General features: G+C 60.3%; 21 protein-coding genes and 3 pseudogenes. 21 read left to right on the plus strand and 3 right to left on the minus strand.

The features are described 5' to 3' along the window. Positions 1–210: 210 nt before the first annotated feature. Together RHM58_RS10265 and RHM58_RS10270 are read left to right on the plus strand one after the other, a co-directional pair. Positions 211–1,222: pseudogene (locus tag RHM58_RS10265) on the plus strand (class 1 fructose-bisphosphatase). A 4-nt stretch (positions 1,223–1,226) separates the two neighbouring features. Continuing rightward, positions 1,227–1,829, plus strand: coding sequence for a DUF924 family protein (locus RHM58_RS10270; RefSeq protein WP_322270276.1), 603 nt, complete (start codon positions 1,227–1,229; stop codon positions 1,827–1,829). Between the two features lie 62 nt (positions 1,830–1,891). Here the strand turns inward: RHM58_RS10270 and RHM58_RS33970 are convergent, their stop codons facing one another. Together RHM58_RS33970 and RHM58_RS33975 are read right to left on the minus strand one after the other, a co-directional pair. Then, the gene (locus tag RHM58_RS33970; RefSeq protein ID WP_413786163.1) at positions 1,892–2,656 is read right to left on the minus strand and encodes a methyl-accepting chemotaxis protein; all 765 of its coding nucleotides are present in this window, start codon (positions 2,654–2,656) and stop codon (positions 1,892–1,894) included. Between the two features lie 93 nt (positions 2,657–2,749). Next, positions 2,750–3,784 (minus strand): annotated as a pseudogene (locus RHM58_RS33975) (cache domain-containing protein); the annotation flags it as partial. A 285-nt stretch (positions 3,785–4,069) separates the two neighbouring features. Here RHM58_RS33975 and RHM58_RS10280 point away from each other — a divergent pair. Together RHM58_RS10280 and RHM58_RS10285 are read left to right on the plus strand one after the other, a co-directional pair. After that, on the plus strand, positions 4,070–4,324 hold the full coding sequence (locus RHM58_RS10280; RefSeq protein ID WP_054054697.1) for a hypothetical protein: 255 nt from the start codon (positions 4,070–4,072) through the stop codon (positions 4,322–4,324). Positions 4,325–4,355: 31 nt separating this feature from the next. Further along, positions 4,356–4,925 (plus strand): lipocalin family protein, encoded by a 570-nt coding sequence (locus RHM58_RS10285; RefSeq protein WP_201199865.1) that lies wholly within the window; start codon positions 4,356–4,358, stop codon positions 4,923–4,925. 120 nt (positions 4,926–5,045) lie between these two features. On the opposite strand, the gene RHM58_RS10290 is transcribed toward RHM58_RS10285, so the two are convergent. Beyond that, a complete protein-coding gene (locus RHM58_RS10290) occupies positions 5,046–6,410 on the minus strand; it encodes a formimidoylglutamate deiminase (RefSeq protein WP_201199866.1) in 1,365 nt (454 codons plus the stop codon). A gap of 200 nt (positions 6,411–6,610) precedes the next feature. On the opposite strand from RHM58_RS10290, the gene hutC reads away from it, so the two are divergent. The 17 genes and pseudogenes from hutC to dtd all read left to right on the plus strand — a co-directional run bounded on the left by hutC (position 6,611) and on the right by dtd (position 25,160). Next, positions 6,611–7,279, plus strand: a complete 669-nt coding sequence (gene hutC / locus RHM58_RS10295) for a histidine utilization repressor (RefSeq protein ID WP_242486376.1) — start codon at positions 6,611–6,613, stop codon at positions 7,277–7,279. A gap of 10 nt (positions 7,280–7,289) precedes the next feature. Next, entirely contained in the window at positions 7,290–7,859 is a 570-nt protein-coding gene (locus tag RHM58_RS10300) for a HutD family protein (RefSeq protein ID WP_322270279.1), read from the plus strand. A 92-nt stretch (positions 7,860–7,951) separates the two neighbouring features. Then, positions 7,952–8,173, plus strand: a complete 222-nt coding sequence (locus RHM58_RS10305; RefSeq protein ID WP_322270281.1) for a hypothetical protein — start codon at positions 7,952–7,954, stop codon at positions 8,171–8,173. Between the two features lie 156 nt (positions 8,174–8,329). After that, complete coding sequence (gene hutU, locus RHM58_RS10310) at positions 8,330–10,027, plus strand: urocanate hydratase (RefSeq protein WP_322270283.1); 1,698 nt, start codon at positions 8,330–8,332, stop codon at positions 10,025–10,027. 166 nt (positions 10,028–10,193) lie between these two features. Then, positions 10,194–11,667: pseudogene (locus RHM58_RS10315) on the plus strand (purine-cytosine permease family protein). Between the two features lie 80 nt (positions 11,668–11,747). After that, positions 11,748–12,716, plus strand: coding sequence for an ABC transporter substrate-binding protein (locus RHM58_RS10320; protein WP_201199872.1), 969 nt, complete (start codon positions 11,748–11,750; stop codon positions 12,714–12,716). Positions 12,717–12,786: 70 nt separating this feature from the next. Further along, positions 12,787–13,638 carry an ABC transporter permease gene (locus RHM58_RS10325; protein WP_201199874.1) on the plus strand — a complete coding sequence of 284 codons (852 nt, stop codon included), beginning with the start codon at positions 12,787–12,789 and terminating at the stop codon, positions 13,636–13,638. Beyond that, on the plus strand, positions 13,635–14,465 hold the full coding sequence (locus RHM58_RS10330; protein WP_322270284.1) for a glycine betaine/L-proline ABC transporter ATP-binding protein: 831 nt from the start codon (positions 13,635–13,637) through the stop codon (positions 14,463–14,465). Before RHM58_RS10325 ends, RHM58_RS10330 begins: the two co-directional genes overlap by 4 nt. 137 nt (positions 14,466–14,602) lie before the next feature. Then, a complete protein-coding gene (gene hutH, locus RHM58_RS10335; RefSeq protein ID WP_322270285.1) occupies positions 14,603–16,126 on the plus strand; it encodes a histidine ammonia-lyase in 1,524 nt (507 codons plus the stop codon). A 132-nt stretch (positions 16,127–16,258) separates the two neighbouring features. After that, the gene (hutH, locus tag RHM58_RS10340) at positions 16,259–17,791 is read left to right on the plus strand and encodes a histidine ammonia-lyase (protein WP_201199880.1); all 1,533 of its coding nucleotides are present in this window, start codon (positions 16,259–16,261) and stop codon (positions 17,789–17,791) included. A gap of 111 nt (positions 17,792–17,902) precedes the next feature. Continuing rightward, positions 17,903–19,312 (plus strand): amino acid permease, encoded by a 1,410-nt coding sequence (locus RHM58_RS10345; RefSeq protein WP_201256961.1) that lies wholly within the window; start codon positions 17,903–17,905, stop codon positions 19,310–19,312. A gap of 16 nt (positions 19,313–19,328) precedes the next feature. Next, entirely contained in the window at positions 19,329–20,537 is a 1,209-nt protein-coding gene (hutI, locus tag RHM58_RS10350) for an imidazolonepropionase (protein ID WP_322270286.1), read from the plus strand. A gap of 10 nt (positions 20,538–20,547) precedes the next feature. Continuing rightward, a complete protein-coding gene (hutG, locus tag RHM58_RS10355; protein ID WP_201256962.1) occupies positions 20,548–21,351 on the plus strand; it encodes an N-formylglutamate deformylase in 804 nt (267 codons plus the stop codon). Positions 21,352–21,617: 266 nt separating this feature from the next. After that, positions 21,618–22,574 (plus strand): choline ABC transporter substrate-binding protein, encoded by a 957-nt coding sequence (locus RHM58_RS10360; RefSeq protein WP_322270287.1) that lies wholly within the window; start codon positions 21,618–21,620, stop codon positions 22,572–22,574. A 155-nt stretch (positions 22,575–22,729) separates the two neighbouring features. After that, positions 22,730–23,647, plus strand: coding sequence for an alpha/beta hydrolase (locus RHM58_RS10365; RefSeq protein WP_322270288.1), 918 nt, complete (start codon positions 22,730–22,732; stop codon positions 23,645–23,647). 104 nt (positions 23,648–23,751) lie between these two features. After that, complete coding sequence (gene pip, locus RHM58_RS10370) at positions 23,752–24,726, plus strand: prolyl aminopeptidase (protein WP_322270289.1); 975 nt, start codon at positions 23,752–23,754, stop codon at positions 24,724–24,726. Next, positions 24,723–25,160, plus strand: coding sequence for a D-aminoacyl-tRNA deacylase (dtd, locus tag RHM58_RS10375; RefSeq protein ID WP_201199888.1), 438 nt, complete (start codon positions 24,723–24,725; stop codon positions 25,158–25,160). Before pip ends, dtd begins: the two co-directional genes overlap by 4 nt. Positions 25,161–25,448 lie beyond the last annotated feature (288 nt).

A 25,448-nucleotide genomic window follows, 5' to 3' on the forward strand; every position in this document is an offset into this window, starting at 1 on the left:
GTGGAAGCGGGCTTGCTCGCGAAGGCGGCTTATCTGCCGGCGAAAATGTTCAATTTGCCTTCGATCCCCAAACCACATCCGCACCATTTCGAACTACGCTAAACCCCGCGCATGAACTCTATTGGGCGTATCACGTCTGATAGGAGGAAATGCGCCTCGACTCGCGTTAAACTGCGCGGGTTTTTAGCCCCCATTCCTCCGGAGCCTTCCATGTCCCGCGTTACCCTGAGTCGCTATTTGATTGAGCAGACCCGTAGCAACAACACTCCTGCCGATCTGCGGTCTCCTGATCGAAGTGGTGGCGCGCGCCTGCAAGGAAATCAGCCACGCCGTCTCCAAGGGCGCCCTGGGCGGCGTTTTGGGCAGCATGGGCACTGAAAACGTCCAAGGCGAAGTGCAGAAGAAGCTCGACGTAATCTCCAACGAGATCCTGCTCGAAGCCAACGAATGGGGCGGTCACCTGGCCGGCATGGCGTCCGAAGAAATGGACAATGCCTACCAGATCCCGGGCAAATACCCGAAAGGCGCGTACCTGCTGGTATTCGACCCACTGGACGGCTCGTCGAACATCGACATCAACGCCCCGGTCGGTACGATCTTCTCCGTACTGCGTTGCCCGAACGAATACCTGACCCAGAACGAGCCTTTGAATGAAAAGGCTTTCCTGCAACCAGGCACCCAACAAGTAGCCGCCGGTTACGCCATCTACGGCCCGCAGACCATGCTGGTGCTGACCCTGGGTGACGGCGTTAAAGGCTTTACCCTGGACCGTGAAATGGGCAGCTTCGTGCTGACCCATGAAGACATCCAGATCCCGACTTCCACTCAGGAATTCGCGATCAACATGTCCAACCAGCGTCACTGGGAAGCGCCGGTACAACGCTACGTCGGCGAATTGCTGGCTGGCGAAGAAGGCCCGCTGAAAAAGAACTACAACATGCGCTGGGTTGCCGCGATGGTTGCCGACGTGCACCGCATCCTGACCCGTGGTGGCCTGTTCATGTACCCACGCGATAGCCGCGAGCCGTCCAAGCCAGGCAAACTGCGCCTGATGTACGAAGCCAACCCGATGTCGTTCCTGGTTGAACAAGCCGGCGGCGCTTCCACCGATGGTCACCAGCGCATCCTCGACATTCAGCCTGAAGGCCTGCACCAGCGCGTAGCGGTGTTCCTTGGTTCGAAAGAAGAAGTCGAGCGCGCCACGGCTTACCACAAGGAATAAACCCATGACCGCGCCCTGGCAGCCGTTGCTCGAATGGTGGTTCGGATCTTCCGAATCACCTGACGACGTAGCGGCTGACAAGGGCAAGTTGTGGTTCGGCAAGCGCGACAGCCAGGACCTCGAAGCGCAGACGCGTTTCGGGGACTGGGTCGAGCAGGCACTGGCCGGCGGATTGACCGACTGGGCGCAACGCCCTGAAGGTTGGCTGGCTCTGGTGCTGCTACTCGATCAACTCCCGCGAATGATCTTTCGCGACACTCCCAAATCCTTCTCTGGTGATCTCCGGGCCCAAGCCCTGGTGGCACAAGGCATTGCCGCGGATTTTGATCGGCAGTTACGGCCGATTCAGCGGGTGTTCATCTATTTGGTGTTTGAGCATTGCGAGAATCTGGCGGTGCAGAACGAGGCGGTTTCGCGCTTTATCGAGTTGGTCGCGCAGCAGCCTGAGGCTGACCGGACAGTGTTTGCCGATAATCTGGATTATGCCGAGCGGCATCAGAAAGTGATTGCGCGGTTTGGTCGGTTTCCGCATCGCAATGCGGTGTTGGGGCGCGAGTCTACGGCTGAAGAGTTGGCGTTTCTTTCGGGGCCTGGGTCTCGGTTCTGATTCTTCGTTGCGGCTCAGGCCGTCATCGCGAGCAAGCTCGCGATGAGGCCCTCAAGGGCGCGTTAGATCCTGAAGCTACCCACCAACTGCTTCAACCGCGCCGCCTGCTGCTCAAGGTCCGAGCAGGCCCGCAACGTTGCTTGTAAGTTCTCCACCCCTTCCTGGTTCAGCGTGTTGATCTCGGTAATGTCGACGTTGATCGACTCCACCACAGCGGTCTGCTCTTCGGTCGCGGTCGCCACCGACTGGTTCATCCCGTCGATCTCACCGATACGCTGCGTCACGCTGCCCAGGCGCTCACCGGCCTGGTTGGCGATGCCGACGCTGCTTTCGCTCTGGCGCTGGCTGTCGGTCATGGTGCTTACCGCTTCCCGGGCGCCGACTTGCAGTTCTTCGATCATCTTCTGCACTTGCTGCGCCGAATCCTGAGTGCGGTGGGCGAGGTTACGCACTTCGTCCGCCACCACGGCAAAACCGCGCCCGGCTTCACCGGCACGCGCTGCTTCGATGGCCGCGTTCAGTGCCAACAGGTTGGTCTGCTGGGAGATGCTGGTAATCACTTCCAGAATCTGCCCGATGTTCACGGTGTTGCTGTTGAGCGTCTCGATGTTGCCGCACGAATCGCTGATCTTCGCCGACAACTGCTGCATCGCAGCGATGGTTTTATCCACTACCTGCTGACCGTCCTCGGCCAAGGCGCGAGCATCGCTGGAGTGCTGAGAGGCGAGGGCGGCGTTTTGGGCGATTTCCTGGGCGGCGGCGCCGAGTTCGTTGATCGCGGCGGCCACGCTGCTGGTGCGCGAAGATTGCTGGTCGGAGTTGTACATCGACGAGTTCGAGGCCGCGACCACACGCAAGGCCACTTCGTTGACCTGGCCAGTCGCCGAGGCCACTTCGCGGATCGAGGTGTGAATACGTTCCACAAAGCGGTTGAACGAAGTGCCCAAGGCGCCGAACTCATCCTGGCCATGAATGATCAGACGCTTGGTCAGGTCGCCTTCACCTTCGGCGATGTCATGCATTGCGCGGCCCATGGTCAGCAGCGGTTGCATCAGGAAGCTGATCAGCATGCCCAGCAGCGCGATGATGATCACCACGGCGATGACCATGGCAATGATCGCCGAGGTACGGAATTCGCTAAGCATCGAGAACGCGGTGTCCTGGTCGAGCACCAGCGCCACGTACCAGTCCGCCGACGGCACACCGTTGACGTGGGTGAAGGAGATGAACTGGCGCTTGCCGTCGAGCTCGACTTCTTTCATGCCCGGGCTGACTTTTGGCGCGCCGTTCGGGTAGGCATCGGTGAGGGTCTTGAGCACCAGTTTGCTGTCCGGGTGAATCAGGATCTTGCCCTCGGCGCTGACGATAAACGCATGGCCGTGACCGCCGAAGTTCAGCGAGTTGATGATTGCGCTGACGCTGGTCAGGTCAATGTCCGCACCGGCGACGCCGATCATCTGGTTCTCATGCTGCACGGGAGTCGCGACGGTGATTACCAGTTTGCCGGACGACGCGGCGATGTACGGTTCGGTGACGATGGTTTGTCTGGCGCTGTCGGCGGCCTTGTACCAGCCACGGGCGCGCGGGTCGTAATCGGCGGCGCGATTGCCGACTGGAATCGAGGTCATCACGCCTTCGGTGCTGCCGAAGTAGCTCAACTGAAAGTTGCCGGTGTAGGCCGGTAGGTCTATGGCACGTTTCAGGCTGGCCGGGGCGCTGCCATCCACGGCAATCTGCTGGGACAGCGATTGCAGCAATTGGATGCGGCTTTCCAGCCAGGTCTGGATGTTGCTGGTGGTCAGGCTGCCGAGTTCCTGCATCGAGGATTCGGTACTGCTGCGCAGGGTCTGGCGCTGGCGGTAGTCGTTGAAGAGGATGAAACAAGCGAATGCAACGGCCACTACGAGGGCAGCAGCCGACAAGATCTTGTGGCTGAACTTCATGTTTCTGGTCATTAAATGAGCTACCGCGGAGGGGACTGGTCAACAAGGGGAGCGGCAATTTGCCACGCCTGCGGCTTTGCGCTGCTTCTATGTCGACAGGCCTGCGCCAAAGATTAGGCGGATTTTTATGAAAACCGACGAAATGCCCAACAGTGCGAGAAAGTCGCTGATTTATTGGCAAAAGGCAGACGAGCGGCCTGATAAATAGCCGGGCGGTCGGGGAACCAGATGGGGGTTTTCTCTTCTAAGCTTCAGCTTGGCAGCCATGCCATTCCCCTTCGCCCCAGGAGCTACACCATGTCGCTGCGATCTATCGCCTTGCTCTCGTTCTGCGTGTTGTTGGTCGCGTGCAGCAAGGTCAATCAGGAGAACTACTCCAAGCTGTCGGCCGGCATGGCCAAGGCCGAGGTTGAAACCTTGCTGGGTAAACCCGCTGATTGCTCGGGCGCACTGGGCATGTCCAGTTGCACCTGGGGCGACAAAAACAGCTTTATCAGCGTGCAGTATGCCGGTGACAAAGTGCTGATGTTTTCCGGCCAAGGCCTGAAATAAACCGGGGCTATGCGCCCACGGGAGAAAAACAATGAAGCGGTTATTGATAGTCCTTTTTGCCGGCCTGGTATTGGCCGGCTGCGCCTCTTCTGGCGTAGATCCGTTGGCGCCCAAGACCGTCAACAGCGTCAACCTCAAGCGTTACCAGGGCACCTGGTACGAGTTGGCCCGCCTGCCGATGTACTTCCAGCGCAACTGCGCGCAATCGGAAGCCCATTACACCCTTAAGCCTGACGGCAACGTGGCGGTGCTCAATCGCTGCCTGACGCCGGACTGGCAGTGGGAAGAAGCCAAGGGCACGGCTTATCCACAGGTGCCGGGCAAGACCGACAAGCTGTGGGTCGAGTTCGATACCTGGTTTTCGCGGTTGATTCCGGGTACGGCGAAGGGTGAATACTGGGTGCTGTACGTCAGCGACGACTACAAGACTGCCATTGTTGGCGACCCGAGCCGCAAGCACTTGTGGCTGCTGTCACGGACCCCGACGGTCAACGGTGTGGTGCGTGAAGAACTGCTGAGCAAGGCGCGGCAGCAGGGCTACGACACCACGCGGCTGATCTGGCGTGCGTCGGATACGAAGATGGCCAAGACCTCGAACTAAAGGCCGGCAAAGCACCCATGTGGGAGCGGGCTTGCTCGCGAAGGCGGCTTACCAGTCAACGAAGATGTTGAATGTTATGGCCTCTTCGCGAGCAAGCCCGCTCCCACATTTTGTTTGGGTTTAGCCCAGCAGATCGCGCAAGACTTGGGTGAACGCCCGGTTGCTTTCCTCTTCCCCGGCATGACGCCCGTCACGCACAACCCACTGGCCGTTGACCAGCACATCGCGCACCTGGCGATCGCCGCCGGCAAACAACCAGCGATTCAGAATCCCGTCGCCGCTGGCCGTCGCCAGGTATGGATCGTTGCCGTCCAGTACCAGCCAATCCGCACGCTTGCCGACTTCCAGCGCGCCGATCGGCTGCCCCAGCGCCTGAGCGCCGCCATCCAAAGCCGCGTCATACAGCGTGCGGCCAACCATCGGCTGATCCGCGCCATACAAGCGATTACGCCGCTGATCCCGCAGGCGCTGGCCGTATTCCAGCCAGCGCAATTCCTCCACCACACTCAATGACACATGGCTGTCGGAACCAATGCCCATGCGCCCGCCCTGAGCGAGGAAATCCACCGCCGGGAAAATCCCGTCGCCGAGGTTGGCTTCGGTGGTCAGGCACAGGCCGGCGATGGCGCGACTCTTGGCCATCAGCGTGACTTCTTCCGGGTTGGCGTGGGTCGCGTGGACCAGGCACCAGCGCTGATCGACTTCGGTATTTTCATACAGCCATTGCAGCGGACGACGACCGCTCCAGCTCAGGCAGTCATCGACTTCCTTCTGCTGTTCGGCGATGTGAATGTGCACCGGGCACTGCTTGTCGCTGGCGGCCAGCACTTCGCTGATCTGCTGCGGGGTGACCGCGCGCAACGAGTGGAAACACAGACCCAGCGACTGCGCCGGTTGCTGCGCGAGGATCGGCTGCAAGCGCGACTGAAGCTTGAGGTAGTTTTCGGTGCTGTTGATAAAGCGGCGCTGGCCTTCGTTCGGGGTCTGGCCGCCGAAACCGGAGTGGCTGTAGAGCACCGGCAGCAAGGTCAGGCCGATACCGGCGGAGCTGGCCGCCTGGCTGATGCGCAGCGCTAGTTCGGCAGGGTCGGCGTAAGGCTGGCCATTGGTGTCGTGGTGTACGTAATGAAATTCCGCGACCGAGGTGTAGCCGGCCTTGAGCATTTCGATGTATAGCTGGCGGGCGATCACGCCGAGCTGGTCCGGGCTGATTTTTCCGACGAGGCGATACATCAAATCGCGCCAGGTCCAGAAACTGTCGTTCGGATTGCCCGCCACTTCCGCCAGCCCGGCCATGGCCCGCTGGAACGCGTGAGAGTGCAAATTCGGCATACCCGGCAGCAGCGGACCGCTTAGCCGTTCGGCACCATCTGCGTGGGAATCGGCCTGGATATGAGTCAAAACGCCGTCGGCGCTGACCTCAAGACGTACATTGTTGGCCCATCCACTAGGCAGCAGCGCGCGTTCGGCAAAGAAGGCGGACATGGTTCAGCACCCCATCGTGTGTTATTTGTATATACATATACAGACGTTTGCCTGCTCGGTAAACTCCGGCAAGCTAGTAGCCCTCAACAAATGAACAAGGAATAACCGTGACGACTCCGTCTGCCACATTGCCGCCGAATGCCAATCTGAGCGCCAATCTGGGCGACAGTCCGGCGCCCTTGTACGCCCGCGTCAAACAGATGATCACCCAGCAAATCGACAGTGGAAACTGGCCGCCGCACTACCGCGTTCCGTCGGAAAGCGAGCTGGTCAATCAACTGGGCTTCAGCCGCATGACCATCAACCGCGCCTTGCGCGAGATGACCGCCGACGGTCTGCTGGTGCGCATGCAGGGTGTCGGCACCTTCGTCGCCGAACCGAAAAGCCAGTCTGCCCTGTTTGAAGTGCACAACATCGCCGACGAAATCGCCTCCCGTGGCCATCGCCACACCTGCAAGGTGATCACCCTCGAAGAAGAGTCCGCCGGTTCCGAGCGCGCGTTGGCGCTGGACATGCGCGAAGGCCAGAAGGTCTTCCACTCGCTGATCGTGCATTTCGAAAACGATATTCCGGTGCAAATCGAAGACCGTTTCGTCAACGCGCTGGTGGCGCCGGAGTACCTCAAGCAGGACTTCACTCTGCAAACGCCTTACGCCTACCTGAACCAGGTCGCGCCGCTGACCGAAGGCGAACACGTGGTCGAGGCGATTCTGGCCGAGGCCAGCGAGTGCAAATTGCTGCAGATTGAAAAGGGCGAGCCGTGCCTGCTGATTCGTCGCCGCACCTGGTCCGGCCGTCAGCCGGTGACCGCCGCCCGTTTGATCCACCCCGGTTCCCGTCATCGTCTGGAAGGTCGTTTCCATAAATAGAGAGCCATAAATGAGTCAGTTCAAGGTTCTACGCGCAAAAGATTACCCGCGCATGCCGTGGAAAAACGGCGGCGGCAGCACTGAGGAAATCACCCGCGATACCGGCACCGGTCTCGATGGTTTCGGCTGGCGCCTGTCGATTGCCGATATCGGTGAGTCGGGCGGCTTCTCGACGTTCGCAGGCTACGAGCGAGTGATCACTGTGCTGCAAGGCGAGGGCATGACGTTGCGCGTCGATGGCCAGGACACGCGAGCATTGTTACCGCTGGACCCGTTCGCCTTTAGCGGTGAAAGCCAGGTTTCGTGCACTCTGCTCGGTGGGCCGATTCGGGATTTCAACCTGATTTATGCACCAAAGCGCTACAGCGCGCGGTTGCAGTGGCTGGACGGCGAGCAGCGGTTTTTCAGTTCGGCGGGCACGGTGTTGGTGTTCAGCGTCACCGAGCTGCTTGAAGTGAAGGTCGGTAACAGCGACGCACAACTGGGTCGCCATGATTGCCTGCAACTCGACGGTAATGACGGTCTGCTGGAAGTCTCCAGTAACGGACCTTGCTGTGTGATCGAGCTGATCGCACGCTGATTCGAAATCCCTTTCGCGGGCAAGCCTCGCTCCTACAGGACTGACGTCGATCCCCCGATTGGTGATCGACGCAAAACCTGTAGGAGCGAGGCTTGCCCGCGAAGCTTTTAAGCTACACAACCCCGTTTCCCCTCGCGCACCAATTTGTTACCGAACGCCCCAGCGTGGCGCAAAACCACGCTCAAGTAACAGCCATCATCCTCGCGCAAAAATCCCCTCGAAAAATTTCATCTCCCGCAAAACCCTTGATCTACGGGCTTTCAGCCCTTCCAAGAGCTTTTCTTGAAGGCCCTTCCAGCAAGTTGGCCGCTTGATTGCATATGCTTGTATGTACAAGTAAAGACGTATGCGTATGAGTCGACCGAGACTCCTCGCAGCGTCCACTGATTCGCTTGTGGCGCTTTGACGCGCACAGGCTGGCTTGCCCACCGCCAGGGCTGGTTTGAATTGATCGCTGAGGAGTCTTTTTCGTGACTGACAATAAGCCTACTGCTACTCCATTTACGAAGCATCGTGACGTCGAAATCCGCGCTGCCCGCGGTAACAAGTTGACCGCCAAGAGCTGGATGACTGAAGCGCCGCTGCGCATGTTGATGAACAACCTCGACCCCGAAGTCGCCGAGCGTCCCGACGATCTCGTCGTCTACGGCGGCACCGGGAAGGCCGTCCGCAGCTGGGAGGCGTTCGACGCGATCGTGCGCACCCTCCGTGAGCTCGAGGACGACGAGACCCTGCTCGTGCAGTCCGGCAAGCCGGTCGGGGTCTTCCGCACCCACACCTGGGCGCCACGGGTGCTGATCGCCAATTCCAACCTCGTCGGGGACTGGGCGACGTGGCCCGAGTTCCGCAAGCTCGAGCAGGCCGGGCTGACCATGTACGGCCAGATGACCGCCGGTTCGTGGATCTACATCGGCACCCAGGGCATCCTGCAGGGCACCTACGAAACCTTCGTTGAAGCCGGTCGCCAACACTACAACGACAACCTCGCCGGTCGTTGGGTCCTGACTGCCGGCCTCGGCGGCATGGGCGGCGCTCAGCCTTTGGCCGCGACCCTGGCCGGCGCTTGCTCGCTGAACATCGAATGCCAGCAGGTCAGCATCGATTTCCGTCTGAACAGCCGTTATGTCGATGAACAAGCCACCGACCTCGACGACGCGCTGGCCGGCATCGCCAAATACACCAAGGAAGGCAAGGCGATTTCCATCGCCCTGCTGGGCAATGCGGCGGAAATCCTGCCGGAACTGGTCAAGCGCGGCGTGCGCCCGGACATGGTCACCGACCAGACCAGCGCCCACGATCCGCTCAACGGCTACCTGCCAGCCGGCTGGACTTGGGAAGAGTACCGCGCTCGCGCCAAGACCGAGCCGGCTGCCGTGGTGAAAGCCGCCAAGCAATCGATGGCGGTGCACGTTCAAGCGATGTTGGACTTCCAGAAAATGGGCGTACCGACCTTCGACTACGGCAACAACATCCGTCAGATGGCACAAGAAGAAGGCGTGGAAAACGCCTTCGACTTCCCAGGCTTCGTCCCGGCTTACATCCGTCCGCTGTTCTGCCGCGGCATCGGTCCGTTCCGTTGGGCTGCACTGTCGGGCGATCCGCAAGACATCTACAAGACCGACGCCAAGGTCAAAGAACTGATCCCGGACGACGCGCACCTGCACAACTGGCTGGACATGGCCCGCGAGCGCATCAGCTTCCAGGGTTTGCCGGCACGTATCTGCTGGGTTGGCCTGGGCCTGCGCGCCAAGCTCGGTCTGGCGTTCAACGAAATGGTTCGCAGCGGTGAATTGTCCGCGCCAATCGTCATCGGTCGCGACCACCTGGACTCCGGTTCGGTAGCCAGCCCGAACCGCGAAACCGAGTCGATGCAAGACGGTTCCGACGCTGTGTCCGACTGGCCACTGCTCAACGCCCTGCTGAACACCGCGAGCGGCGCGACCTGGGTTTCCCTGCACCACGGCGGCGGCGTCGGCATGGGCTTCTCCCAGCACTCGGGCATGGTGATTGTCTGCGACGGTACGGACGAAGCGGCCGAGCGTATCGCTCGCGTCCTGCACAACGACCCGGCGACCGGCGTTATGCGTCACGCCGATGCGGGTTACCAGATCGCGATCGACTGCGCCAAGGAACAAGGCCTGAACCTGCCGATGATTACCGGCAAGTAACACGCAAAACCTGTGGGAGCGGGCTTGCTCGCGAAGAGGTCGGCACATTCAACATCTGTGCTGGCTCACCCACCGCTTTCGCGAGCAAGCCCGCTCCCACAAAAAAGCGGTTTCCACACCAATCGGTTTCACCGCAATTCCCATAACAATCCACAGAGGTTGAATCATGGCTGTTAACAGCGATCGTGCAGGCAGTAAACCGTTGATCGAGAAACGTTCGATCGACTACATCCCGGAAGCGGAAAGACACGGTCGTCTATTAAGTCAGTTCACTCTGTGGCTGGGTGCCAACCTGCAAATCACCGCGATTGTGACCGGCGCTCTGGCCGTCGTACTCGGCGGCGATGTGTTCTGGTCGTTGATCGGTTTGCTGATCGGGCAACTGCTCGGCGGCGGCGTCATCGGCGCTGCACGCGGCCCAAGGCCCGCAATTGGGCTTGCCGCAGATGATCTCCAGCCGCGTGCAATTTGGCGTGTATGGAGCGGTGATTCCGCTGGTGTTGGTGTGCCTGATGTACATCGGCTTCTCGGCCAGCGGATCCTTGCTGGCGGGGCAAGCGGTGGCGCAGTTGCTGCACGTTGAAGACTGGGTCGGCATCGTGCTGTTCGCCGGCTTGATCATGGTCTTCACCATCTTCGGCTACCGGGTGATTCACGGCATCGGCCGGATCGCCAGCGTGCTCGGTGTGATCGCCTTCGTTTACCTGTTCTACAAACTGTTGGCCGGCAACGACATCATGGCGTTGCTCGGTAACAAGCATTTCTCCCTGGCGAGTTTCCTGTTGGCGGTGTCGCTGTCGGCGTCCTGGCAGATCGCGTTCGGCCCTTACGTGGCGGACTACTCGCGTTACCTGCCGCGCAGCACCTCAGCCGTGAAAACCTTCTGGGCCGTGGGCCTGGGTTCAGTGCTCGGGGCGCAGGCGTCGATGGTCTTCGGTGTATTCGCCGCGGCCCTGGCCGGTTCGCAATTCGCTCACCACGAAGTCTCGTTCATCGTCAGCCTCGGTGGCACCGGCATCGTCGCCGGTCTGCTGTACTTCGCGGTGGCGTTCGGCAAAGTCACGGTGACCACGCTCAATGCCTACGGCAGCTTCATGTCGATCGCGACGATCATCAGCGGTTTCCGTGGCAGCCGACACATCCCGAGTGCGGTGCGCCTGCTGTACATCTTCATCATGGTGTCGCTGGCGACGGCCCTGGCGTTGCTAGGCAAGGACTCGTTCCTCAAGGACTTCTCCGCGTTCATTCTGTTCCTGCTGGCGTTTTTCACGCCGTGGAGCGCGATCAACCTGGTGGACTTCTACTGCATCACCAAAGAACGCTACGACATCCCTGCATTGTCCAACCCGAACGCTCGCTACGGTCGCTGGAACATCATGGGCATCAGCATCTACGTGTTCGGCGTGTTGATTCAGATGCCGTTCATTTCTACCCACTTCTACACCGGTCCTCTGGTGGCGAGCCTCGGTGATACCGACATCTCGTGGATCATTGGTCTGGTGGTGCCGGCGGCGCTGTATTACTTCGCGGCCAAGAAATGGCACAGTCCTGTACCCGATCGTTTGATCCTGCCGGTCGAGCAGGGCGCGGATCAGCACGAACAAAAGCTGAGTGGGGCTGGTCGCGCTACTGCGGTTTAGACGCGACTGGATGTGGGCAGGGGCAGGGTGGATGCCTCTAGACTGCCGTAAGCCAACTCATGATTAGGAGTGTCACAACAATGCAATCGAACAAGACCCTGCTGACCACATTGCTTTCCATGGGCCTGCTGGCCAGTGCCGGCGCCACTCAGGCAGCCGGTTGGTGCGAGTCGGGCAAGCCGGTGAAGTTCGCCGGCCTGAACTGGGAAAGCGCGATGCTGCTGACCGACGTGCTGCAAGTCGTGTTGGAGAAAGGCTACGACTGCAAGACTGACAGTCTGCCGGGCAACTCCATCACCATGGAAAACGCCCTGAGCAGCAACGACATTCAAGTGTTTGCCGAAGAATGGGTTGGCCGCAGCGAGGTCTGGAACAAGGCTGAGAAGGCCGGCAAAGTCGTTGGTGTCGGCGCTCCGGTGGTCGGTGCGGTCGAAGGCTGGTACGTGCCGCGTTACGTGATCGAAGGCGATGCCAAGCGCAAGCTGGAGCCGAAGGCCCCGGACCTGAAGAACATTGCAGATCTGGCCAAGTACTCCGCCGTGTTCAAGGATCAGGAAGAGCCCTCCAAGGGCCGTTTCTACAACTGCCCGGCCGGCTGGACCTGTGAACTCGACAACAGCGAAATGCTGAAAAGCTATGGCCTGGAAAGCACCTACACCAACTTCCGCCCAGGCACCGGCCCGGCGCTGGATGCGGCGGTGCTGTCGAGCTACAAGCGTGGCGAGCCGATCCTGTTCTACTACTGGTCGCCAACCCCGCTGATGGGCCAGGTTGATCTGGTCAAACTCGAAGAGAAGCCAGGCGTGGACAAGAGCGTGACCATCAAGGTCGGCCTGTCCAAGACCTTCCATGAGGAAGCCCCGGAACTGGTGGCCGTGCTGGAAAAGGTCAACCTGCCAATCGACATCCTCAACCAGAACCTCGGACGCATGACTAAAGAGCGGATCGAATCGCCAAAACTGGCCAAGATCTTCTTGAAGGAACATCCTGAAGTCTGGCACGCATGGGTGAGCGACGACGCAGCCAGGAAAATCGATGCGGCCTTGTAGATTAAGCCTCTCCGACTGCCGGCAATGGCAGTCGGACACTTGATCGCAACCCCTTGATTGAGAGTCTCTTATGTTTCCCGAAAGTTTTACTTTTTCCATCGCCGACTGGGTCAACACTTGGGTTGATTCGCTGGTCACCAACTACGGCGACGTGTTCCGGCACATCTCCGACACCTTGTTGTGGGCCATCGTCAATCTTGAAGGCATGCTGCGTGCGGCGCCCTGGTGGCTGATGCTGGCAATCGTGGGCGGCATTGCCTGGCACGCGACCCGCAAAGTGGTGACCACGGCTGTCATCGTCGGGCTGCTGTTCCTGGTGGGTGCGGTCGGCCTCTGGGACAAGCTGATGCAGACCCTGGCGCTGATGATGGTAGCGACGATCATTTCGGTGCTGATCGGCATTCCGCTGGGCATTCTCTCGGCGCGCAGCAATCGCCTGCGTTCGGTGCTGATGCCGTTGCTGGACATCATGCAGACCATGCCGAGCTTCGTGTACCTGATCCCGGTGCTGATGCTGTTCGGCCTGGGTAAGGTCCCGGCGATTTTTGCCACGGTGATCTACGCCGCGCCACCGCTGATCCGCCTGACCGATCTGGGTATTCGCCAGGTTGACGGTGAAGTGATGGAAGCGATCAACGCCTTCGGTGCCAATCGTTGGCAGCAACTGTTTGGCGTGCAACTGCCGCTGGCCCTGCCGAGCATCATGGCCGGGATCAACCAGACCACCATGATGGCCCTGTCGATGGTAGTGATTGCCTCGATGATCGGTGCCCGTGGCTTGGGCGAAGACGTGTTGGTGGGGATTCAGACCCTCAACGTCGGACGTGGGCTGGAGGCCGGTCTGGCGATCGTGATTCTGGCAGTGGTCATCGACCGCATTACTCAGGCGTATGGTCGGCCACGGCATGAGGTGAGCAAATGAGCAACGCAGCCATCAGCAAAATCGAAGTCAAAAACGTCTTCAAGATTTTCGGCAACCGTTCCAAGGACGCGCTGGGCATGATTGCCCAGGGCAAGACCAAGGATCAGGTGCTGGCCGAAACCGGCTGCGTGGTCGGCGTGAACGACTTGTCGCTGAGCATCGGCACTGGCGAGATCTTCGTGATCATGGGCCTGTCGGGTTCCGGCAAATCGACCCTGGTGCGTCACTTCAACCGCCTGATCGACCCGACCAGCGGCGCGATCCTGGTAGACGGCGTGGACATCCTGCAATACGACATGGAAGCCCTGCGCCAATTCCGTCGTCACAAGATCAGCATGGTGTTCCAGAGCTTCGGCCTGCTGCCGCACAAAACCGTGGTGGATAACGTCGCCTACGGCTTGAAAGTGCGTGGCGAGAGCAAGCAAATGTGCTCGGAGCGCGCGCTGCACTGGATCAACACCGTGGGCCTCAAGGGCTACGAAAACAAATACCCGCACCAGCTCTCGGGCGGCATGCGTCAACGTGTGGGCCTGGCCCGCGCCCTGGCGGCGGATACCGACATCATCCTGATGGACGAAGCGTTCAGCGCCCTCGACCCTCTGATCCGCGCCGAAATGCAGGACCAGTTGCTTGAACTGCAAAAGACCCTGCACAAGACCATCATCTTCATCACCCACGACCTCGATGAGGCCGTGCGCATCGGCAACCGCATCGCGATCCTCAAGGATGGCCGGCTGATCCAGGTCGGCACACCGAAAGAGATCCTGCACTCGCCGGCGGATGAATATGTGGATCGGTTCGTACAGCGACGGGCCGCGGTGGTTTAACAGATTTGCGGGCGGTGAAGTCTATTGTGGCGAGGGGCTTGCCCCCGTTGGGCTGCGCAGCAGCCCCAGCGCTCGAACGGGGCAAGCCCCTCGCCACAGGGTTTCATTGATCAATAGAATTTTGTATGAGGCTCCAGATGTCCCAGGCTAATAAAATCGTTATTACAGGCGACCACCTGCGTTGGCAGGATGTGGTGGCCGTCGCCCGTCATGGCGCACAGCTTGAGCTGTCGACCGAGACCTGGGCGCGGATCGACAATGCCCAGACGATCGTCCAGCGGATCGTCGCCAGCGGCGAGCGCGCCTATGGCGTCAACACCGGCCTCGGCGCCTTGTGCAACGTCTCGCTCAAAGACGAACAACTCAGCCAACTGTCGCGCAACACGTTGCTCAGCCACGCTTGCGGCGTCGGCGCGCCATTGGCCGACGAACAGACTCGCGCAATTATCTGTGCCGCGATCCGTAACTACAGTCACGGCAAATCCGGCATTCATCGCCAAGTGGTTGAAGGCCTGTTGGCGCTGCTCAATCGCGGCATCACTCCGCAAGTGCCGTCTCAGGGTTCGGTGGGTTACCTGACTCACATGGCCCACATCAGCATTGCGCTGTTGGGTGTCGGCAATGTCAGCTATCGCGGGCAGATCGTTTCCGCTCAGCAAGCCTTGGCCGAAGAAGGTCTGCAACCGGTTCAGCTCGGCGCCAAGGACGGTTTGTGCCTGGTCAACGGCACGCCGTGCATGACCGGCCTCAGCTGCCTGGCGTTGGCTGACGCGACGCGTCTGGTGCAATGGGCTGACGTGATCGGTGCCATGAGTTTCGAAGCCCAGCGCGGTCAGATCGCCGCGTTCGATGCCGAGATCATCGCGCTCAAACCGCACCCGGGCATGCAGCAAGTCGGCATCAACCTGCGGGCGTTGCTCGATGGCAGTGAAGTGATCGCCAGCAGTAAAGGTATTCGTACTCAGGATGCGCTAAGTATCCGTTCGATCCCGCAAGTTCACGGCGCTGCTCGCGATCAGCTTGAGCACGCCAGACAGCAGATCGAAACCGAACTCAACTCGGTCACCGACAACCCGATGCTGCTGGGTACTCCGGACAACTATCGTGTGATGTCCCAAGCCAACCCGCACGGCCAATCGGTCGCGATGGCGGCGGACTTGCTGGCGATTGCCATGGCCGAAATCGGCTCCATCGCCGAGCGTCGCCTGGACCGTTTGATCAACCCGCACGTCAGTGGTTTGCCGGCGTTCCTGGTGGCTAATCCGGGGGTGAACTCCGGGATGATGATCGTCCAATATGTCGCCGCTTCGCTGTGTGCGGAAAACCGTCAACTGGCGCAACCGGCAGTGCTCGACAACTACGTCACTTCGGGCTTGCAGGAAGACCATTTGAGCCTGGGCACCAACGCCGCGCTGAAGCTGCATCGCGCCCTGGAAAACTGCACGCAGATCCTCGCCATCGAGTACCTGCTGGCGGCCCAGGCGTTTGAATTCTTGAAAGAGCAACGTTTCGGCGCGGGTACCGATGCCGCTTGGCGTCTGCTGCGCGAACGCGTCCCGGCTTACGACCAGGACCGCTGGCTGGCGCCGGATATCGCTGCTGCTGCCAGTGTGTTGAAAGACCCGATTTTGCTGCACAAGGCTTTACCCAACCTCAACTGAAATCCACAACACCAGCGTGCCAAGGCGCCAGCCCCTCTCAAAAAGTCGGGAAGCGACGGACAACGGAAAACTCCGGAGCGTCTGGTTAGTACTCTTCTTAACAAAAGAAGAAACTCACAAAAGGAGAACGATGTGACTGCGCTTAATTTGATTCCCGGCCAACTGAGCCTTGCCCAACTGCGTGATGTTTATCAGCACCCGGTCAAAATCACCCTCGACAACAGTGCCTCGGCCCAGATCAACGCCAGCGTTGCCTGCGTGGAACAGATCCTCGCTGAAAACCGCACCGCCTACGGCATCAACACCGGTTTCGGTCTGCTGGCTTCGACCCGCATCGCCAGCGAAGACCTGGAAAACCTCCAGCGCTCGCTGGTGCTGTCCCACGCTGCCGGTGTGGGCGAGCCGATCAGTGACGCGTTGGTGCGACTGGTCATGGTGCTCAAGGTCAACAGCCTGAGCCGTGGTTTTTCCGGCATTCGCCGCGTCGTGATCGACGCGCTGATCGCGCTGATCAACGCCGAGGTTTACCCGCACATTCCATTGAAAGGTTCGGTCGGGGCATCCGGCGACTTGGCGCCTCTGGCCCATATGTCCCTGGTGCTGTTGGGTGAAGGCAAGGCTCGCTACAAAGGTGAGTGGATGGAAGCCACCGAAGCGCTGAAAGTCGCCGGTCTGACCCCGCTGACCCTGGCTGCCAAAGAAGGTCTGGCGCTGCTCAACGGCACTCAGGTTTCTACCGCTTACGCATTGCGTGGCTTGTTCGAAGGCGAAGATCTGTTCGCTGGTGCCCTGGCCATTGGTGGTCTGACAGTTGAAGCGGTCTTGGGCTCGCGCTCGCCGTTCGATGCACGCATCCACGCCGCTCGTGGCCAGAAAGGCCAGATCGACGCCGCTACCGCTTACCGCGATTTGCTGGGTGAGCGCAGTGAAGTCTCCGATTCGCACGAGAACTGCGAAAAGGTTCAGGACCCATATTCCCTGCGCTGCCAGCCGCAAGTCATGGGCGCCTGCCTGACCCAGTTCCGTCAGGCCGCCGAAGTGTTGGCCGTCGAAGCCAACGCCGTTTCGGACAACCCGTTGGTCTTCGCTGCTGAAGGCGACGTGATCTCCGGCGGTAACTTCCACGCCGAACCAGTGGCCATGGCCGCTGACAACATGGCCTTGGCCATTGCTGAAATCGGTTCCCTGAGCGAACGCCGCATCTCACTGATGATGGACAAGCACATGTCGCAACTGCCGCCGTTCCTGGTGGCCAATGGCGGCGTGAACTCCGGCTTCATGATCGCCCAAGTGACCGCAGCGGCATTGGCCAGCGAAAACAAGGCGTTGTCCCATCCGCATTCGGTAGACAGCCTGCCGACTTCCGCGAACCAGGAAGACCACGTGTCGATGGCTCCGGCGGCTGGCAAGCGTCTGTGGGAAATGGCCGAAAACACCCGCGGTGTGCTGGCGGTGGAATGGCTGGCGGCGTGCCAGGGTCTGGACCTGCGTGACGGTCTGAAGACTTCGACGAAGCTGGAAAAGGCCCGTGCCATCCTGCGCGCTGAAGTGCCGTTCTATGAGAAGGACCGTTTCTTCGCACCGGACATCAATGCGGCGAGCGAGTTGTTGTCGACCCGTTGCCTGAATGAATTGGTGTCGGCGAAGTTGCTGCCTAGCCTGTAATGGCCTCTTCGCGAGCAGGCTCGCTCCCACAGGGTTTACGCAATCCAATGTGGGAGCGAGCCTGCTCGCGATTCGATTTTTGCGTCGAATAAAAATAATTAAGGACGAGAAATGCAACCACAAACCAAGGGTTTGAAACGCGGGCTCTCTGCCCGACATATTCGCTTCATGGCGCTGGGGTCGGCTATCGGCACCGGGCTGTTTTACGGTTCTGCCTCGGCCATTCAGATGGCCGGGCCTGCGGTTCTGCTCGCTTACCTGATCGGCGGCGCGGCAGTGTTCATGGTCATGCGCGCCCTCGGTGAGATGGCGGTGCACAACCCGGTGGCCGGCTCTTTCGGCCAGTACGCCAGCACCTATCTGGGGCCGATGGCGGGCTTCATCCTCGGTTGGACCTACGCGTTTGAAATGGTCATCGTCGGCATGGCTGACGTCACCGCATTCGGTATTTACATGGGCTTCTGGTTTCCGGAAGTCGCCCGCTGGATCTGGGTACTCGGCATCGTTTCGGTGGTCGGCGGCTTGAACCTGTGCAACGTCAAAGTCTTCGGTGAAATGGAGTTCTGGTTGTCGCTGCTCAAGGTTGCAGCCATCGTTGCGATGATCCTCGGTGGCTTCGGCATCATGTTGTTTGGCATCAGCACAGCGCCCGGTGCCCAGGCGACCGACATCAGTAATCTCTGGAGCCACGGTGGCTTCATGCCGAACGGCGTGGGCGGCTTGATCGCTTCGTTCGCCGTGGTGATGTTTGCGTTTGGCGGCATTGAAATCATCGGCGTTACGGCTGGTGAAGCCAAAGACCCGCAGCATGTGCTGCCCCGGGCGATCAACGCCGTGCCGTTGCGTATTCTGCTGTTCTACGTGTTGACGATGTTTGTGCTGATGTCGATTTTTCCGTGGCAGCAGATTGGCAACCAGGGCAGCCCGTTTGTGCAGATTTTCGACAACCTGGGGATCAGCTCGGCGGCGACCATTCTCAATATCGTGGTGATCTCGGCGGCGATTTCGGCCATCAACAGTGACATCTTCGGCGCTGGCCGCATGATGTACGGTCTGGCCCAGCAAGGACACGCACCCAAGGGCTTCGCCCGCCTGTCCGGGAATGGCGTGCCATGGATGACCGTGGTGGTGATGAGTGCGGCGCTGCTGCTGGGTGTGCTGCTGAATTACCTGATTCCGGAAAACGTGTTTCTGCTGATCGCTTCCATCGCGACCTTCGCCACGGTGTGGGTCTGGCTGATGATCTTGTTCACCCAGGTGGCCATGCGTCGTTCCATGAGTGCCGAGCAGGTCGCCCAGTTGAAATTTCCGGTGCCGTTCTGGCCCTATGCGCCGATGGCGGCGATAGCCTTCATGCTGTTCATCTTCGGCGTGCTGGGCTATTTCCCGGACACCCAGGCTGCATTGATTGTTGGCGTGGTCTGGATCGTGCTGTTGGTGTTGGCCTACCTGACCTGGGTGAAACCAGCGGCAGGGCAGGCGGCGCTGGTAACGCAGGAACCTTCTTTTTCTCATCGATAACCTAACGGAGGCCAGGATGAAAACGCTCTGGCAACACTGTCACGTCGCAACCATGGCGCAAGGCGTCTACTCGATCATCGAGGATGCGGCCATCGTGACGTCCGGTGCGCACATTGAGTGGGTCGGCCCGCGCAGCGAACTGCCGGCCGGCGAATACCCGGCCGTCAACGATTTGAAAGGGGCCTGGGTCACCCCGGGCCTGATCGACTGCCACACCCACACAGTGTTCGGCGGTAATCGCAGCGGCGAATTTGAACAGCGCCTGCAAGGCGTCAGCTACTCGGAAATCGCCGCGGCGGGTGGTGGCATCGCCAGCACCGTGCGCGCCACTCGCGCGGCCAGCGAAGACGAACTGTTCGCCAGCGCCGCCAAGCGTCTGAAAAGCCTGATGCGCGACGGCGTGACCACGGTCGAGATGAAGTCCGGCTACGGCCTCGATCTGGCCAGCGAGCGCAAGATCCTGCGGGTCATTCGTCGCCTCGGCGCCGAGCTGCCGGTCAGCGTGCGCAGCACCTGCCTGCGCCTGCGCCACGCCTTGCCGCCGGAATATAAGGATCGCGCCGACGATTACATCGACCACATCTGCGCCGAGATGCTGCCGGCCCTGGCTGCCGAAGGGTTGGTGGATGCGGTCGACGCGTTCTGCGAATACCTGGCGTTCTCGCCGGCCCAGGTCGAGCGCGTGTTCATCACTGCCCAGGCACTCGGTTTGCCGGTGAAGCTGCATGCCGAGCAGTTGTCGTCCCTGCACGGTTCGAGCCTGGCGGCGCGTTACCACGCACTGTCGGCCGATCACCTGGAGTTCATGACCGAAGACGACGCCATCGCCATGGCCGAGTCCGGCACTGTCGCGGTGCTGCTGCCGGGTGCGTTCTACTTCCTGCGCGAAACCCAGTTGCCGCCGATGGACGCCCTGCGCAAACACGGGGTGAAAATCGCTATCGCCAGCGACCTCAATCCCGGCACTTCGCCGGCGTTGTCATTGCGCTTGATGCTGAACATGGCCTGCACCTGTTTCCGCATGACCCCGGAAGAAGCACTGGCCGGCGCAACCATTCATGCTGCCACGGCGCTGGGCATGGCCGAGACTCACGGGTCGCTGGAAGTTGGCAAGGTCGCAGACTTCGTCGCCTGGCAAATCGATCGTCCCGCTGACCTGTCGTACTGGCTGGGCGGCGACCTGGAAAAACGCATCGTGCGTCACGGTGTCGAAACAAGTATTTAGGAGAGCAGTTGTGGATAAGGTTCTGAACTTCAAACAAGGCCGCGTGCCGCTGCTGATCAGCATGCCCCACGCTGGCCTGCGCCTGACCCCGGCGGTCGAGGCCGGGTTGATGCCCGACGCACGCAATCTGCAGGACACCGACTGGCACATTCCGCTGCTTTACGAATTCGCCGCCGAGCTGGGTGCCAGCACCCTGGATGCCGAGTACTCGCGGTATGTCATTGATTTGAACCGGCCGTCCGACGACAAGCCGCTGTACGCTGGCGCGACCACCGGTCTGTACCCGGCAACGCTGTTTGACGGCACTCCATTGTTCCGCGAGGGCATGGAGCCGTCTGCGGCGGAGCGGGCGACCTATCTGGAGCAAGTCTGGACGCCTTACCACAGCACGTTGCAGAACGAGCTGGCGCGACTGAAGGCCGAGTTCGGCTACGCACTGTTGTTCGATGCGCACTCGATCCGCTCAGTGGTCCCGCACCTGTTCGACGGCAAACTGCCGGACTTCAACCTCGGCACCTTCAACGGCGCCAGTTGCGATCCTCAGTTGGCCTCTCAGTTGGAAGCGATCTGCGCCAGGCACACCGATTACAGCCATGTGCTGAACGGCCGCTTCAAGGGCGGCCACATCACCCGGCATTACGGCAACCCGGCCGAGAACTTCCACGCGGTGCAACTGGAGCTGGGGCAGTGCACGTATATGGAAGAGTTTGAACCGTTCCGTTACCGGCCTGATTTGGCGGCGCCGACGCAGGTGGTGTTGAAGGAGTTGCTGCAAGCGTTTTTGGCTTGGGGCCAGAAACACTACAAACGCTAACACCTGACACATAACCCTGTGGGAGCGAGCTTGCTCGCGATGAGGCCAGAACATTCAACATTTATGTTGCCTGTCGGTCCGCCATCGCGAGCAAGCTCGCTCCCACAGGTTTTTCATTCACCTTGAAATCTGATCGGGACTGTCGCCACCGTGCAAATCTCGGTCGCCACAGTTCGCTTTTACCCTCTCGACGCTGCGTAATGTTCTGGGCACGGTGCATGAAGACACCGGACCCCATAATAATCTGCCGCACGAGAACGCTATTCATGACAAGCACCAAAGGTTTGTTCACCCGTTGTCTCTCAATCCTCTGCGGTACCGCGCTTCTGAGCACCAGCGTTCTGGCCAGTGAAGATGCTTCCTGCAAAGCCGTGCGCATGGGCGTGGTCAACTGGACCGACGTGATCGCCACCAGCGGCATGGCCGAGGTGTTGCTCAATGGCCTCGGCTACGAAAGCAAGCAAACCAGCGCCGTGCAGCAAATCATCTTCGCCGGCATCCGCGACAAGCGCCTCGATATCTTCCTGGGGTATTGGAAACCGGCGATGGACAAGAACATCGCACCGTTCATCGCCGCCAATCAGCTCAAGGTCATGGAAAAGCCCAGCCTTTCCGATGCCCAGGCCACCCTCGCTGTTCCTGACTACGTGGCCGCCGCCGGCCTGAAAACCTTCGCCGATATCGCCAAGTTCAAAGACAAGCTCGGCGGCAAGATCTATGGCATTGAGCCGGGCAGCGGCGCGAACACCACCATCAAAACCATGATCGAGACCAATCACTTCGGCTTGAAGGATTTCAAACTGATCGAGTCCGGTGAGGCCGGCATGCTCGCCGCCGTGCAACGGGCGGTGAACCGCAAGGAGTTCGTGGTGTTCGTCGGCTGGACCCCGCACCCGATGAACATCAACATGAAGATCGCCTACCTGACCGGCAGCGAAGACGTCTACGGCCCGAACGAAGGCGCGGCGACCGTCTCCACCGTCACCGCCCCGGACTACGCCGAACGCTGCCCGAACGTGAATCGCCTGCTGCAAAACCTGACCTTTACCGCATCCCAGGAAAGCCAGTTGATGGTGCCGATCATGGAACGTAAAACGCCTCAGGATGTGGCCAGGCAGTGGCTGCGTGATCATCCGCAAGATTTGCAGCGCTGGCTGGCGGGTGTCAGCAGTGTGGACGGCAAGGATGGTGTGGCGACGGTTCAGGCCAGCCTGAAAAACTGAGGGCAGGCGCTGAACCTGTGGGAGCGGGCTTGCTCGCGAAGAGGGCGTGTCAGTCGACATTAATGTTTCCTGATCCACCGCCTTCGCGAGCAAGCCCGCTCCCACAGGGTTACGTCGCATAGTCACAATCCCCTGAATTGATGGACAGCAAGCCCATGGCTCCTTATCCCCTCACCAACCAAATGTCAGCCTTCGTCGAGAAAACTCTCGGCTTCAGCAGCGCCGACAGTAGCCTGACCGGGTTGCGCCAGGCCTATAGCGAGATGTGCCAAGCGTTCACCCCGCCACGTCCCGCCGGGCTTGAGGTCACCGACTTCACGCTGTCGGGCGTGGAGGTGCGTTCCTATCGACCACCGGTGACGCCACCGACCAGCGGCTGGCCATGCATGTTGTATCTGCACGGCGGTGGCTGGGTGGTCGGGGATCTGGATTCCCACGACTTCATCTGCGCTGAACTGGCGGCAACGCTGGGGGCGATGGTCGTCGCCGTGGATTATCGGTTGGCGCCCGAGCATCCGTTCCCGGCGGGGTTCGAAGATTGCCTTAAAGTCTGGCGAGCCCTGCGCTCGGGGCCATTCTGGTTCGATCCCGAACGAATGATCGTAGCCGGGGACAGCGCTGGCGCAAACCTGGCCGCTGCGCTATGCCTGTCTTTGCGCGACACAGGCGAGCCGTTGCCCACCGCCCAGGTTTTGATTTATCCGGGGCTGGGCGGCGATCACCGATTATCGTCTCGCAGCGAATGCGCGGACGCGCCGCTGCTCAGCAGCAGCGACCTGGATTGCTATCACGCACTTTATTTACGCGGCACCCCACAACCGGGTGCCTATGCCATGCCCTTGCTCGCCGAGGATTTCAGCGGTTTACCACCGGCGTTGATCGCCGTGGCGCAATTCGACCCATTGCGTGACGACGGTGTGAGCTATGCCGAGCGACTCAACGCCGCAGGTGTGAGCGCCACGCTTTATTACGGAGAGGGGCTGGTTCACGGCTGTTTGCGGGGGCGCGGGCAAGTCGCCGAGGTCGACCGACTCTATGAAACGCTGCTCGGGTTTCTGGCTGACAGGCTCTGACGCTGCAAGGGCATGCTCATTGACGTAATTCGGGTTTATGATGCCGGACGGCAGAATAATTGAAGTCCCCCCAGGGATGACCTCGACCCCTTACGGAGCGTGCAATGCAGACTTTGTACCCGCAGATCAAACCCTACGCCCGGCACGATCTGGCCGTCGATAAAACCCACACGCTGTATGTCGACGAAAGCGGTTCACCGGAAGGTTTGCCGGTGATGGTGTTCATCCACGGCGGCCCAGGCGCCGGGTGTGATGCCCAAAGCCGTCGGTACTTCGACCCAAACCTGTACCGCATCATCCTCTTCGACCAGCGCGGCTGCGGTCGCTCCACGCCCCACGCCAACCTTGAGAACAACACCACCTGGGATCTGGTCGCCGACCTCGAGCGGATCCGCAAACACCTGAACATCGAGAAATGGGTGCTGTTCGGCGGCTCCTGGGGATCGACCCTGGCGCTGGCCTACGCGCAAACCCATCCGGAGCGTGTCCACGGTCTGATCCTGCGCGGGATCTTTCTCTGCCGCCCGCAGGAAATCGAGTGGTTCTACCAGGCTGGCGCCAGCCGTCTGTTCCCCGACTACTGGCAGGACTACATCGCGCCGATCCCGCTGGACGAGCGCGGCGACTTGCTCACCGCTTTCCACAAGCGCCTGACCGGCAACGATCAAATCGCCCAGATGCACGCAGCCAAAGCCTGGTCCACCTGGGAAGGCCGAACCGCGACCTTGCGTCCGAATCCGCTGGTGGTTGATCGCTTCTCCGAGCCACAACGCGCACTCTCGATTGCTCGCATCGAATGCCACTACTTCACCAACAACGCTTTCCTTGAGCCGAACCAGCTGATCCGCGACATGGGCAAGATCGCTCATTTGCCCGGCGTGATCGTTCATGGCCGCTACGACGTGATCTGCCCGCTGGACAACGCCTGGGAATTGCATCAGAACTGGCCAAACAGCGAACTGCAGGTGATCCGCGATGCGGGTCACGCCGCGTCCGAACCGGGCATCACCGATGCGTTGGTGCGTGCCGCTGGTCAGATGGCCCGACGCTTGCTTGATCTGCCGCCTGAAGAAGCATGAAGGGCCTGCTGCAACGCGTGCGTGGCGCGCGAGTCGAGGTAGCGGGGGAAGTGGTTGGCGCGGTAGACCAGGGTTTACTGGTGCTGGTGGCTGTCGAGCCCGAGGACACTCGGGCCAGCGCCGACAAACTTCTGCATAAGCTGCTTAACTATCGTGTATTCAGCGACGCCGAGGGCAAGATGAATCTGTCCCTGGCGGATGTCGGCGGTGGGTTGCTGCTGGTCTCGCAGTTCACCCTGGCCGCCGACACCAAGAGCGGGCTGCGGCCGAGTTTTTCGACCGCGGCACCTCCGGCCCTGGGCGAAGAACTTTTCGACTATCTATTAGGCAAAGCGAAACAGATGCATGGCACTGTGGCATCAGGTAGATTCGGCGCGGATATGCAGGTTCACCTGGTCAATGATGGCCCGGTAACCTTCCTGTTACAGACCTGACAGCCCCTGAAACAGGTTTTTAGGGGCATTTCGACTGAAAACAGGGGGTTTTCGCGATAAATACTTTGTTACCCCTGATGCGTTGTAACGCGGCCTACTAGATAATCGCGCGCTACGGGGATCAGCGTTCGTTGGTCCATTTTGACTTAGGTAGAGACTTGCCCGGAACCTATTGGGGAATCATTTAGCCCCATAGGAGTCGGAACAATGCTCGCCAACTTGGCAAGAGTGGTCTGTAGGGCCGGTTTTTTCATGCGGCACACCTCACAGGCCCTTTAACTGGCCGTT

It is taken from the genome of Pseudomonas sp. 10S4 (assembly GCF_034344865.1).
Classification (GTDB): domain Bacteria; phylum Pseudomonadota; class Gammaproteobacteria; order Pseudomonadales; family Pseudomonadaceae; genus Aquipseudomonas.

What these genes read in the sequence shown, in the direction of transcription:
- RHM58_RS10285 (WP_201199865.1), top strand. Translation starts at nt 4,356, where the DNA reads ATGAAGCGGTTATTGATAGTCCTTTTTGCCGGCCTGGTATTGGCCGGC.
- RHM58_RS10290 (WP_201199866.1), bottom strand. Translation starts at nt 6,410, where the DNA reads ATGTCCGCCTTCTTTGCCGAACGCGCGCTGCTGCCTAGTGGATGGGCC.
- RHM58_RS10270 (WP_322270276.1), top strand. Translation starts at nt 1,227, where the DNA reads ATGACCGCGCCCTGGCAGCCGTTGCTCGAATGGTGGTTCGGATCTTCC.
- RHM58_RS10325 (WP_201199874.1), top strand. Translation starts at nt 12,787, where the DNA reads ATGTTTCCCGAAAGTTTTACTTTTTCCATCGCCGACTGGGTCAACACT.
- hutH (WP_322270285.1), top strand. Translation starts at nt 14,603, where the DNA reads ATGTCCCAGGCTAATAAAATCGTTATTACAGGCGACCACCTGCGTTGG.
- pip (WP_322270289.1), top strand. Translation starts at nt 23,752, where the DNA reads ATGCAGACTTTGTACCCGCAGATCAAACCCTACGCCCGGCACGATCTG.
- RHM58_RS33970 (WP_413786163.1), bottom strand. Translation starts at nt 2,656, where the DNA reads ATGTACAACTCCGACCAGCAATCTTCGCGCACCAGCAGCGTGGCCGCC.
- RHM58_RS10320 (WP_201199872.1), top strand. Translation starts at nt 11,748, where the DNA reads ATGCAATCGAACAAGACCCTGCTGACCACATTGCTTTCCATGGGCCTG.
- RHM58_RS10280 (WP_054054697.1), top strand. Translation starts at nt 4,070, where the DNA reads ATGTCGCTGCGATCTATCGCCTTGCTCTCGTTCTGCGTGTTGTTGGTC.
- RHM58_RS10300 (WP_322270279.1), top strand. Translation starts at nt 7,290, where the DNA reads ATGAGTCAGTTCAAGGTTCTACGCGCAAAAGATTACCCGCGCATGCCG.
- dtd (WP_201199888.1), top strand. Translation starts at nt 24,723, where the DNA reads ATGAAGGGCCTGCTGCAACGCGTGCGTGGCGCGCGAGTCGAGGTAGCG.
- hutI (WP_322270286.1), top strand. Translation starts at nt 19,329, where the DNA reads ATGAAAACGCTCTGGCAACACTGTCACGTCGCAACCATGGCGCAAGGC.
- RHM58_RS10345 (WP_201256961.1), top strand. Translation starts at nt 17,903, where the DNA reads ATGCAACCACAAACCAAGGGTTTGAAACGCGGGCTCTCTGCCCGACAT.
- hutC (WP_242486376.1), top strand. Translation starts at nt 6,611, where the DNA reads ATGATCACCCAGCAAATCGACAGTGGAAACTGGCCGCCGCACTACCGC.
- RHM58_RS10360 (WP_322270287.1), top strand. Translation starts at nt 21,618, where the DNA reads ATGACAAGCACCAAAGGTTTGTTCACCCGTTGTCTCTCAATCCTCTGC.
- RHM58_RS10365 (WP_322270288.1), top strand. Translation starts at nt 22,730, where the DNA reads ATGGCTCCTTATCCCCTCACCAACCAAATGTCAGCCTTCGTCGAGAAA.
- RHM58_RS10330 (WP_322270284.1), top strand. Translation starts at nt 13,635, where the DNA reads ATGAGCAACGCAGCCATCAGCAAAATCGAAGTCAAAAACGTCTTCAAG.